At 41.6% G+C, this 12,104-nt stretch carries 7 protein-coding genes; 6 read left to right on the top strand and 1 reads right to left on the bottom strand.

Annotated features, from left to right (window positions below):
* The first annotated feature begins 305 nt into the window (after window positions 1–305).
* From Q1A41_RS08000 to Q1A41_RS07980, 5 genes are all read left to right on the top strand, one after another.
* Window positions 306–1,298, top strand: coding sequence for a transposase (locus Q1A41_RS08000; RefSeq protein WP_299976912.1), 993 nt, complete (start codon window positions 306–308; stop codon window positions 1,296–1,298).
* A gap of 542 nt (window positions 1,299–1,840) precedes the next feature.
* Window positions 1,841–2,287 carry a hypothetical protein gene (locus Q1A41_RS07995; RefSeq protein WP_299976909.1) on the top strand — a complete coding sequence of 149 codons (447 nt, stop codon included), beginning with the start codon at window positions 1,841–1,843 and terminating at the stop codon, window positions 2,285–2,287.
* Complete coding sequence (locus tag Q1A41_RS07990; protein ID WP_299976907.1) at window positions 2,284–3,387, top strand: hypothetical protein; 1,104 nt, start codon at window positions 2,284–2,286, stop codon at window positions 3,385–3,387. Before Q1A41_RS07995 ends, Q1A41_RS07990 begins: the two co-directional genes overlap by 4 nt.
* A 474-nt stretch (window positions 3,388–3,861) precedes the next feature.
* Window positions 3,862–4,689: a hypothetical protein gene (locus Q1A41_RS07985; RefSeq protein WP_299976904.1), complete on the top strand. Its 828-nt coding sequence runs from the start codon at window positions 3,862–3,864 to the stop codon at window positions 4,687–4,689.
* Window positions 4,690–4,707: 18 nt separating this feature from the next.
* Window positions 4,708–5,526, top strand: a complete 819-nt coding sequence (locus tag Q1A41_RS07980) for a hypothetical protein (protein WP_299976902.1) — start codon at window positions 4,708–4,710, stop codon at window positions 5,524–5,526.
* Window positions 5,527–5,973: 447 nt separating this feature from the next.
* On the opposite strand, the gene Q1A41_RS07975 is transcribed toward Q1A41_RS07980, so the two are convergent.
* Complete coding sequence (locus Q1A41_RS07975) at window positions 5,974–7,467, bottom strand: hypothetical protein (protein WP_299976900.1); 1,494 nt, start codon at window positions 7,465–7,467, stop codon at window positions 5,974–5,976.
* A gap of 879 nt (window positions 7,468–8,346) precedes the next feature.
* Here Q1A41_RS07975 and Q1A41_RS07970 point away from each other — a divergent pair.
* Window positions 8,347–11,994 carry an EAL domain-containing protein gene (locus Q1A41_RS07970; RefSeq protein ID WP_299976897.1) on the top strand — a complete coding sequence of 1,216 codons (3,648 nt, stop codon included), beginning with the start codon at window positions 8,347–8,349 and terminating at the stop codon, window positions 11,992–11,994.
* Window positions 11,995–12,104 lie beyond the last annotated feature (110 nt).

The raw sequence follows: 12,104 nt of genomic DNA, 5'->3' as shown, positions 1-12,104 counted from the left end.
TCACCAATATAAAGGACACCCACTTTCATTGGCCCAGCATCGCAACCTGAGATCTAGGCCAATTCCCTGATTTTTTCGTCTAGAATCAAGAAAAATTTAAAGTACACCCACTTTCAATGGCCTAGCCCCGCAGCCTTAGAGCTAGGCCAATCCACTGATTTTCTCGTCGAGTTTTAGAAAATATAAAGGACACCCACTTTCATTGGCCTAGCCCCGCAACCTTAGAGCTAGGCCAATCCACTGATTTTCTCGTTCAGCTTTAAATAAAGCTAAGCAATCGTCGAAAGCTGTAGTAATTTATCAGCATGACGTTAGCCAGAAGCCAGCAAGTATCTTTAGCCGATACACCTTATTATCACTGCGTAAGCCGCTGTGTGCGTCGAGCATTTTTGTGCGGCAAAGATCATTACAGCGGTAAAAACTATGAGCATCGCAGAGCCTGGATTGAGGAAAGAGTTCTGGCTATGCAGTCTGTCTTTTGCATCGATGTTTGTGCTTATGCCGTAATGAGTAATCACTATCATGTCGTGCTGCATGTCGATCATCAGGAAGCCAAAGAATTGAGCGCAAAAGAGGTGGTTAGTCGTTGGTTGAGTCTTTTTAAAGGCAGTGATCTAATGCAGCGTTACCAGCAGAGTGGCGATTTGAGTCAGGCGGAGTTAGATGCAGTAGGCCTTGTTGTTAAGGAGTGGCGCAGCCGTTTAAGTGATATCAGTTGGTTTATGCGCTGTTGTAATGAGTGGTTGGCACGTGAATCAAATAAAGAGGACAACTGCACAGGGCGCTTTTGGGAGGGGCGGTTTAAAAGCCAGGCCTTACTAGATGAAAAGGCACTCGCTGCCTGTATGGCGTATGTAGATCTAAATCCTGTGCGGGCAAGAATGGCTAAGTTTCCTGAAGATTCCGATTTTACTTCTGTAAAAAAGCGAGCGGCTAGAGCGAAGACATCAGGAAAACAAGGCAAAAACCCAGAGCTGATTAATCAACAAGCTACTAATTTATATCCATTTTCAGGTAATCCCTGTAACAAGCAGCCCAAAGGCCTACCTTTTAGATTGCTAGACTATTTAGAGCTGGTTGATTGGACAAGTCGTATAATCCGCAACAGTAAAAGAGGGTTCGTTGGCAGAGATGCCCCGGCGATGTTACAACGCCTAGGTATAGAGCCTGATGAATTCATAGTAGCTGCAACTCAGTTTGAGTCTCGCTTTAAAACACTGGCCGGTGCTTTATCCGTTCTGAAGAGGAAATCTCCCAACTTTGGTTTGCTAAGGCTAGCAGTTAGTGGAGTATTTTAATTGTCGAGCCAATGTAGCCCCTACCGCTATCATCATCGAATGAGTTTAACCCTCAAATAAACCGACCTATGGTTATAAATTAGGTAATTTGACTGTGCCTTATAGAAAGTTGCTTGTGTTAGTGTTGGTTGGTGGTTATGGGTGGGTGTCCTGTTTGTTTTTTAGTGTTGGGTGGTGGTTATGGGTGGGTGTCCTGTTTGTTGCGGGTGCTCTATCCGTTATCAAGAAAAAATCTCCCAACTTTGGTTTGCTTAAACTATCTGTTAGCGGCGTATTTTAATTGTCGTGCCAATGCAGTTGGTTTTTCCCTGTAGAGTCAAATGAGTTTAACCCTCAAGTAATCCGATCTGTGGTTTGAAATTAGGTAATTTGTCTGTGCCTCATAGCAAGTTGCTTGTGTTAGTGTTGGTTGGTGGTTATGGGTGGGTGTCCTGTTTGTTTGAGTTGTGGCAGCGCTGCTATAAACATGAATATGCTTACCTCACAGCAGTCTAATAGTCCAAAAAATAAAAAAACAGTACCAGTAAAGGGGGGGCGCAGTAATGAATAGAGGTTCTGCATTTTTTGTATTAGTTTGTATATGCGTAACACTACAAAGTTGTCTCGGCCCGCGGCAGACTATTGATCTAAATGCAGGAAAGAACTGGGTTCAGTTTGAATACAACACTCCTGTTTACATAAATAATAATGGGGTTAGATATTCGTTAAAAAAATTTGATAATCGATTTATTTATAAGGACTCAAGTAGATCATCTGGGGTGTTTAGGCTGGGCGGTAAAACCGGAGCCAATGATATATCTGTTAGCGTCAATATAAAACTAGGTATAACTGATAGCGACCCAAATAAAAGACATAATTTATGGTCCGGCCCTCGAGGTTTATACGAAGGGCTTAAATATGCCCTGGGAACTGGGAACTGGGAACTGGGAACTGGGAACTGGGAACTGGGAACTGGGAACTGGGAACTGGGGACTATTATGGTGGCATGATGCTAGAACGAAGGGGCATTTATAACCAAGGTGCCGATTTTAAGATGTATATGGTCGATACGATTGAGCGTTTGGTTAGAATAAACGATTGGGTGTGTTGGAAAATTGATCTGTGGCGTCTTCAAGGTGTAAATAGTGATAATAGCGCGCTATTTTACCGAAACCCGCCAGATACTGAGCTTCGTTGTCCGTTGAAAATCGATGGAGAAATTGGTTACTTGATTGTAATTTATGGGATGAGAGGGGGTTACTCTCTAAAGCCGGGGGAATTGTTTCCAGTCCGAGATTTTAATGCAATCATGCCTGAGCTTGAAAAAACTGTATCACATGCGATCAAGACCATTGAATATGGCGATCATACCATCTCTCAACCACAACCTTTAAATAACGGCCATCACGAAAACATTGATACATTTGGTGAAAACATCAAAGTCACCCATTATCCGACTGCGCATTTAAGAGTGACGGGCTATAGTAGCAGTGGCGTGAAGGAATGTGTTAAAAACCCTTGTGTATATCGACATCTAGATTTGCGAAAGAGCAATGGTGACCCTAGTGGTCTCTATTACGATGAGAGTATGTATTCCACTATCAAAATTAAAAATCGCCCATGGTCCTTGAAGTTACGTATAAAGGGCCTCGAATTGCAATCAGTAGAGGTGCGAGAGGGTGTTGTTTATCAAAGTCTAAAAGCGCACCAGCCTTATGACTCATCCCCGACATACATAAATATCACCGTATCAGAAAATTTCTGTGAAGATGAGGGCGCATCGAGTGATATAGATCAGCAGACACAATGCATCATTAATACCATTCCTCTAAAAGAGGGGCAACGACTCAAATATCCGCCGAAATTTAAAGAGTCAACACTAAGTAGAAGCAATGAGCCAGCCAATAAAATATACTTCGTAAAACAAGAGTTGAGCCCCAATGGTAGCTATAAAGATTGGGCCCTCATAAAGGGGGTTATATTTAGAAAGGGTGATGATTGGGTTTGGTTGAGAGGGTATACACGGCCAAAGGGTAGTCGCCTTGATTTTGCAAATTTAGATCTTATGAACAAATATTTGTCGATAATAGATCATAGTACTCAGGAATAGAAACAAATATCGAAGAATATAAAGGACACTCACCTTCATTGGCCTAGCCCCGCAGCCAGAGAGCTAGGCCAGCCCCTGATTTTTCCTTCCTACTTTAAATAAGACCAAAACAATCCGATTCGTGGTTAGACCTAGTAATTTGGCTTTGCTTGATGGAGGGCTGCATGTGTTAGTGATGGGTGGTAATTATAGGTGGGTGTCCTGTTTGTAATCAAAACTATAGCGATGTTAATAGCTGCGCAAATAGTATTCATACTCTCGGTTAGTAAATTGATCGACCAGAGCTTTTCTTGATCATTCGTTTGCCCGATATCTAATGGCGATAATCTATTGCAGAATTCGTGCTGCAACTTAGTAGCAGCCATATTTGATGTAGGCAAACTTGTGCTTCTTTTTAGTTGTGATCTTAAGAGTCTTTTAAACACCCGACCAATACTGCATCACGCTTGTTGTTTCAAGGGAATGGAGAAATAAATGAATGGACAAACAGTCAATAAACTAACCTGGTTTTTCTTAGTAATTTTTATCGCAAGTAATTCGTATTCACAGTCGTCGTTAGAAAGTCCTGGAAACAGGGTTTTCGAAAGTGGAGTAGGTGTTATTCGTGGTTGGACTTGTGAAAGCGTGTCAGAAGTTCTTGTTACCATCGGTGATCTCGAGATCCCGCTAGGGGTTGGTAGTGAAAGGCCTGATACGGCTGAAAGATGCGGCAACGATGGAGACAACGGTTTTGGTACCGTAGTATTTTGGCAGAATTTTGGTGTGGGTGTGCACACTGCTACTTTAACTATCGATGGTGAGATTGTTGATACACACACCTTTAGGGTCAGTGGAGCAGATAGCGCATTTTTAAAGGGGCGTGAGTTTGCCCAGGATTTAATAAAATTCCCTAGTCAGCAAAGCGATGTCAGCCTCGCATGGTCAGAGGCTCATCAGAATTTTGTGGTAACTTCAGCTTTTATTCCTGAGCCCAGTGAACTGCCTAAGGCAGCGGCCGGCTCGATTACTCATTTATCGATTTTAAAACAGGGTGAAAAAACCAGCATGTACAGTTTTACTACTCCTGTCGGTGCTGGCTCGTATTTTCAATCCGTTCAAGCCTTTAATCAACGAGCCGAGCAGGTAACTATATGTGGGGATTTTGCTAACGGAACAGGAATTAGTAACGCAAATGCTTGTGTCGGAGGGCGGTTTTTAACAGTAGTCGCCGGTGGGGTCCCTCGAACGTACAACTTCTACCTGCAGGATAACCAAGTTGCAAGTGAAGATATTCGTATTCGTATTGAATTAACGCCGCGCTAATTTTAAAGGGATATTATTATGAACGTGTATAAATATATGTTAATGCTCGCCTTATTAATGGGAAATGGGGTTGTGGCACAAAGCTCACTTGAAAGCCCTGGAAATAACTCCATTGAGGGAGGGGTCGGCTTGCTTCGAGGCTGGACCTGCGAAGACGCGAAAGAAGTTCAAGTCGTTATTGATGACTTTGAGCCAATTAGAATGATAACTGGCGGTGCAAGGAGCGATACCTCGCAAGTATGTAAGAATGAAGGGAATAATGGTTTTGGTAGCATCATTTTTTGGGGGAATTATGGCTTAGGGGAGCATCAAGCGAGATTGTTCATAGACGGAAATCTTGTTTCAACTCATAACTTCACTATTGCTGGCGCTTCGGCTGAATTTCTGACGGGAGTGAGTCGAGTAGCTTATGTCAATGATTTCCCTGATGCAGCCTCCAAGACATTAGTTCAGTGGTCACAAGCTAATCAGAATTTTGTTATCCGCGATGTGGTCGAAAAGAAACTCACTCACAATATTGGATTTTTAGATAAACGAGATGGATTTATTACGGTAGCTGATTATTTGGTTGAAGAGAAAGAAGACGGAAGTCGAACAATAAACGTTAATTCAATCTATGGGGAAATACTTAGAATCCGAGCTTGTACTCAACGCAGAATTTGTTCTGAAGGTGATTCAATATTCATTGATGAGAAAATTGGTAGCGATGTTGTAATAGATGTATCTTCGGTTGGCGATGATAGAGCCTATTTGTTATTCGAAATGCTTGATGAGAATGGTGATACTGTCACCCCAAGTATTGATGTAGAGTTTCAAGCGGTTTACGAGCCACAATAAATTCCTTTGTAAAACTTAAAAGAATATCTGCCTTTATTGGCCTAGCCTTTTTATCTAAAAGCTAGGCCAATCCCTCGTGTCCACGTCCCGTCCTAAAAAACTAGGCAATTGTTTCAACTACTAGTTGCTAGAAAACATAGAATTAGCCAGAAGACAGCTAAATATATTTAACGGTTATACATTATTTCCGCCGAGCAAGCCTTTTTGTGCTGAGCTTCTCTACGTTTAAAAGGACATCACAGCGGTAAAAGCTATGGGTATCGTAGAGGGCGGTTTGAGGTAAGAATATAAAGGATTCCCACTTTCATTGGCTCAGCATCGCAAGCTGCGAGCTGAGCCAATTACCTAATTATTACAACTTCTTAAAATAAAGCAAAGCTATAGGTAAAAGCTGCTTTAATTAGATGGTATTCGTTATAGAAGAGTATCCGGCTTTTTTATTGCTAATTAATCCACGGAATCTTCAAGATATTCAATATACTCTTCAGCATAATCCTTCACTTTGCTGTCACTACTTAAATCCATAAGCTGTTGAAGAACTTTGCGATAGCGAATATCTTTGCAGCGCGCTAAGGCTTTAGCTAAGAGAAGTTGAAATTTTCGGTCATACTTGTCAAATTTGTTGGATTTTACCGATGAGATCAGTACGTCACTTATGTGGTCTAGCATTGGCTTGTCATAATACTCGTTCCGTATTATCGAGCTGGCACCTTTGATTCGCCAATGAGGGCTGCTGCTGGCTATCATATTGGCGCTATGTTGCTGCTGCCAATCCCACTCTTCGTTTAAGTAAGAATCGCTGTGAATATCTCTAGATAATAGAGTGCGTTCATTAAGTACGTTTAAATATTTAAGTGCTTGTTGTGAACGCTTTGCCGATCCTGACATTTGCTGGATGGCCTCAAAAGTAGATCTATACTTCTGTAGCCCTGAAGAGGCTAGCGCACGGAATGCCCAATGTGCTTCGCCTTTGTTTGTGTCAGTGTCTTCGTAGCGTTTTGCGTAGTCTAGAGCGTGTTTTTCGATAGCGTCAAAGAGTTGAGGATCGTTTAACCAAAGGTTATAAATTTCTTTATAGGTTTTGATTCGGTCCTTGTCCTTGCTTAGCCGTTCAATATATTGCTTGCTCAGATGGTGATGCTTTCTTGATTCCGCTTCAAGGTTTACATGCTTACTGAGTTTTTTCTCGAGATTAAGGCGTTTAGTCTTTAAACGCTCTGGTTCAATACCTTGAAGAATCTCTTGCATTTCAGGATCTGGTTGCTGAACTGTGAATAGCCGTGTTGTTACTTTTGTTTCTAGGTTTGGGAAGTGCTGCTTCAAAAAAGCTTTCATTTCAAGTTGTTTGTCACTGGTATTGAAATTGGGATAGAGTTTTATATCAACAGCAGTGCCATAGGTTTGAATATCTCCAAGGTAGACTACTTCGCCTTCCTGTAAATTTATACTTCCATATTGTGGGTTACCCTCTTCATCGAGAGCGCTACCTTTTATGTAATTAAAGGTGTTGTGCCCGACAGTCCTATTAGCGACGATAATGGGCATTCCGGCGGCCACTCTAGCTAGGTAGTACTGTCCGGCAGGAACTTGATAAACGTGATACTCGGGGCCAGCGGCAACAAATTCTATATCGGGTTCGTTGATGTTGCTAAACAATAGTGCTGAGGTTCGATAGATCTCGCCTTTAGGGATAGGAATGCCGTTGAGTCGGATATAGTCTCGCCCGAAAGAAAACACCTTAGTAATAACAACGGCCTTTTTAGGGTCGATGGATATGTCATTGAATAGCTCGTCAGTCTTGATGTCTTCTTGCAAAAGCTCAAGTGCAGTGGATTGTTCTTTTGCAATAATCTGATTGTGGTTGAGCGTGGTGGTTGAGCATGCGCCCAGTGTTAAGACTAAAAAAGCCGATAAAAAAGCAGAAAAGTGTCCTTTCAGCATGAATCTTCCCTATACCAATATTTGTTCGGGTACGAGTTGAGGCCAAGATTGAACTTAGCCGTGGTTAAATTGCCCTGCGGCGAGTTAGTCATTATAACGGAGTGTTAGTGTTTTACGTGGCCAGTTATCTTGAACTCAAGTATTAAGGTTAGGATGGTACAAGCTTATGAGAGTCGACCGCTAGAATGCTACGAGGTTTTTACTAGATAAATAAAGAGTTATCAAAAGAATAGGGCGGCCATTTCAATATCTTACGTTTGGATAGTCAAAATTAGGTCTAAGTTGGGTGTGATGGATGCTCGCATTCTTTGCTTTAGTCCTTAAGTCATCTTTTTCGTTCTTTATTCCATTCTAAGACATGGCTAGTCAATCGTATAAAACACTCTCAAATTTTCAGCGCAATAATAGTCAGAAGCTAGCAAGTATTTGCAATGGATAGGCGCTTTAAGTAGCTTTTTAGCGGGTTTCTACAATTAAATAGCTGGCTGGTCAGTCAAACAGCAGAGTGTTTTACAAGACGAGCTTGTTAGGCTTAAGTTGCAAGGCTAGCTGTTCAGACGGCCCATTTTATCCGGCCTTTCCACCTGATTTTTTTCATAGAAATATCCGTATTATTCTGTAGTTGGGCTTCCATTAAGTACTACCTTAGTGCCAGTCTAGCCCTAAAGGACTAATGGTGCGCAGTAAATAACCATGTTTATGGCTTATTCAAGTTGCATGCATAATCAGCTTTTATAGAGGATTGCAGGTCTATTAATAACAGTTAAATCATTCTATTGGTCTAGTGAGTCTCTATATCTGAACGCTCAATGTAGTTGGGCCTTGGGTCGCAGGAAAATATAAATTTTAAAACCTCTCTATGGATAGCTGGTGGGAAGTGTGAACAGAAAAATAGGAATTTTCAGTATCTGCTTCTATCTTATACTGCCGCTCTTAGTCGGATTAAAGAAGGTTGAAGCAAGCGCTTTTGAGCTAGATGTTTACGATCTTGGCCTATCTGAGTTTTCTCGTGTTAACTTAATCCACGCGGTTATTAAAGACGAAAAAGGTTTGTATTGGATCGGTACTGAAACGGGGCTCTATCGTTACGATGGTAGGCAAGTCATCAGTGTTCACTCTGATAAATCTATGCCCCTTTATAATCTTCCGGTTTCACGTTTGCTGCTTGCGGGCGACAAAATATGGGTCGGAACTCTAAGTGGCTTGTACTATATTAGTTTAGATAGCTATCAAATATCTGAGGTTCAAGCTTTAGCGTCCTTGTACGTTTGGAATATCTCTGTCTCGGGCGATGATATTGTTGTTCTTAGCAATAAACAGGGTGCTTTCAGGTTAACACATAAAGAAGGTGGCTTTGTTCTAGATGAAGGACTTTTGCAAGCGCAGAAATCAAAGGGAATCCTATTTAATAAAGATGCCGTTATAACTGATGATAGAAAAGTTTGGTTTTCATCTAAAAGCGGGCTTTACCGGTACGATCCGGTATCTAAATTGCTTTCCACGCCTAAGGATGCTGCGATCAGTTACCCTGGCGATTTAAAAGTTGTCGCTGGCCAGAGTGTTGCCTCAGTTGAAAAGACCGCTAATAAATTTTTGCTAGTAAGCGATCGCCACTATTATGCCTTTGATAAAAATTACAAATTACTAACTAAAATAGAGCTGCCATGTGATGTTGGCGAGCGTTGCTCATTTTTAAAATTAAGTGGAGATCGTTATGGGGTTGTATGGGGGCGGCTTAATTTAAGTTCAGTTGCGAAGGTTGATGATAACTTGGGGCGCATCCAGGTCGCATCGAATACCAAGTCTGTTTACCTAAGTGATTTGTTCCTGGGGCAGGATGGTGAATTATTATTTTATGGCCTTAACACCTTAAAAGCGGCAAGAGTAGGGGAAGGGATATACAATACCTTTAATCTCTCAGAATCAAATTCCGCTCTGAGCGATTTCGTGGCGACGAGTTTCTATCAAGATGGTTTGGGAAATATTTGGCTGAGCAGGGATAAGCTATTCATTGAATTCAACCCCTACAACGGGGAACTAAAGCAATACTTTCTGCATCATTCACCCTATTCATTTCAAGTCGATGAAGAAAAGAGGATTTGGCTACACGATTCAGAGTCACTTAACGTTATTGAGTTTGATTCTAAAAATACACAAACGCGCATAATCTCAGATGTCGACGTCAATTCCATTGTGAGTAGCCCTATTGATGGACTTTGGATTATTGATACCCAGTACAATATTCATCGCTTAGATAAAAAGTCGAACTCATTGTTCTCTTACCCAAGTTCTTTTTGCTCAAACATGATCAAAAGAGTGTACCCAAGAATTGTCGATAATGGTTTGCTGGCATGGTCTGGCGAAGGGTTTCTATGTCGGTACAATAGGTCTCTCGACAGTTTCGAGAAGATCAATATTGAAAATAGAGGGAAGGCTGACTTCCCACAAAAAGTATTTTACTCAAATGGAAAATACTGGGTGTTAAGCCCGGCTATCGAATTTTATGAGTTCCTCCCGGGTGCTAATACTCTGTTCGCAAATGCGATAGAGGATCTGGATGGCGTTCAACTTGATCAGGAGAGTCAAGTCCTCAGTGATGGCTACATTTGGTCGTTAAACCAAGCAAAAACTAGACTTTACCGAATAAATACTAACAGCCACAAAGTTAGTTTTTATAATATAAGTGAAGGGGTTCCCAGAAAACATGGCTCTACCTTACTTGGTGTGATTGAAGGCGATCAGCTCGTTTTTTCTGAGCCAGGAAAAATCGTGATTCTGGATGCAGCAAAGCTTGAACAATTGCAGCTTGATCACAGCCTTAAAATTCATCAGTTGGTTGTTTTTGCTAAGGATGGCGGCGAAAAGGCAATACTAAACGTAAAAGACTCAATCGCTCTTCTTTATACTGATGATGCTTTAGAAGTTTCATTTGGCACAACAAGGCCAAAGGCCAATGTTAGCGAGACGATTTATTATCGTTTGACAGGGTTTAATGATAATTGGATTAAAACTCATCGAGGGTTTGCACGCTTTTCTGATCTTAGCCCGGGAGAATACAGTTTCGAGATTAAGGACGGTTTTAGCTCCGAGAATAGAACGAGCATTAATATCACTGTTGAGGCACCACCTTGGATGCGTTGGTGGGCCTATCTCATATATACCATCGTTCTCGGTTCGATCTTGTTGTCGTTTATTATTCAGCGGCTTAGGTATCACCGGGAACTAAAATATCTGGCCAGTGTTGATAGTTTAACTTCATTGCCAAATCGCCATAAGATAGTAGAGCATATGAAGTCTTTTGCTCGGCGCAAGGAGGCTTTCAGTGTTTTGTTTATCGACTTGGATCGCTTCAAACATGTCAACGACTCTTTGGGGCACCAAGTCGGAGATAAGCTACTTATCTTGTTGGCAACAAGGTTGAAGGCAACACTCAATCCTGAAAGCTTGATATCTAGGTTAGGTGGTGATGAATTCCTGGTTGTCTGTAAATGCTCTGGCGATAGATTAAACGCAGAGAAATGCGCAAAAAAGCTGATTGATACCATTAATGAACCATTGTTTTTAGAAAAGAAACTGCTTCATGTATCCCTCAGTATCGGTTTAGCTCAGTATCCATCTGATGCCGATTCAATCCCTTTGCTGATGTCTAGAGCAGATGCGGCTATGTATGAGGCAAAGTCCCATGGCGGTAACGCTTGGTGTTGGCATTCTAAGCAAATGGGGCAGACGTCCTTAAACGCCTTAATCCTTGAATCAAAATTGCACAAAGCTGTTCAGAATAAAGAATTTAGGCCTCACTATCAGGCCAAATATGACATGGATAGCCAACGCTTTGTTGGCTACGAAGCGCTGGCGCGTTGGCACTGCCCAGCTGATGGCATAGTCTCACCTTCGCGTTTTATTGATCTTGCTGAAAAGACAGGGAATATTATCGATATAAGTTGGGATATTTTACATCAGGTGTGCAGGCAGCTTGAAGATCTATCGATCAGTGATCAAGCCTTACCCATAGCGGTAAATGTATCTGCCAAGCAATTGGCGATTGATAATTTTTCTGAAAAATTTCGAGACCTTATTAGCCGGTATAACTTTGAGCCAAGCTTGCTTGAGCTGGAAGTTACCGAAAGTATGCTTCTTGATAACAGTCGAAACGCCATTAAACAGCTTAAGCTTTTGAAGTTGCAAGGACACAAAATTTACATTGATGATTTTGGTACGGGTTATTCCTCACTCGCTTACCTTAAGCAGCTGCCCGTTCATTCGGTTAAGATTGATATGGTGTTTGTTAAAGATATCTCGGTAAATGAGAGTAGTAGAGATATTGTCAGCGCCATTATATATCTTGCCCAAAAAATGAAGTTGGAAGTCATTGCGGAGGGGGTTGAAACCCTTGAAGTGGCATTGATTTTGAGGGATTTAGGTTGTGATGTTGTTCAAGGGTATTATTTTAGTAAGCCATCGAGTGCAATTGCAATTTTTGATTCAGGCGCTGATATTGATGATGAATGTATCCTTGAACCTGTATAGGCAGCACATCTTAGCACTTGGCGTATCTTTTTAGCTTTAGATCGAGGTGTTCAGCTTGCCGCGCCCAATAATGCAGACAGCTGCGTATTAGTCTGAATCTTCATATGACT

The organism is uncultured Pseudoteredinibacter sp., assembly GCF_947502065.1.
Lineage (GTDB): Bacteria > Pseudomonadota > Gammaproteobacteria > Pseudomonadales > Cellvibrionaceae > Pseudoteredinibacter.
The sequence above is the reverse complement of the archived record's forward strand: the minus strand, read 5'-3'. Positions and strand labels throughout refer to the sequence as shown.

Excerpts from the sequence above, each read along its gene's own strand:
- Q1A41_RS08000 (WP_299976912.1), top strand. The coding sequence starts at position 306 with ATGACGTTAGCCAGAAGCCAGCAAGTATCTTTAGCCGATACACCTTAT.
- Q1A41_RS07995 (WP_299976909.1), top strand. The coding sequence starts at position 1,841 with ATGAATAGAGGTTCTGCATTTTTTGTATTAGTTTGTATATGCGTAACA.
- Q1A41_RS07990 (WP_299976907.1), top strand. The coding sequence starts at position 2,284 with ATGATGCTAGAACGAAGGGGCATTTATAACCAAGGTGCCGATTTTAAG.
- Q1A41_RS07985 (WP_299976904.1), top strand. The coding sequence starts at position 3,862 with ATGAATGGACAAACAGTCAATAAACTAACCTGGTTTTTCTTAGTAATT.
- Q1A41_RS07980 (WP_299976902.1), top strand. The coding sequence starts at position 4,708 with ATGAACGTGTATAAATATATGTTAATGCTCGCCTTATTAATGGGAAAT.
- Q1A41_RS07975 (WP_299976900.1), bottom strand. The coding sequence starts at position 7,467 with ATGCTGAAAGGACACTTTTCTGCTTTTTTATCGGCTTTTTTAGTCTTA.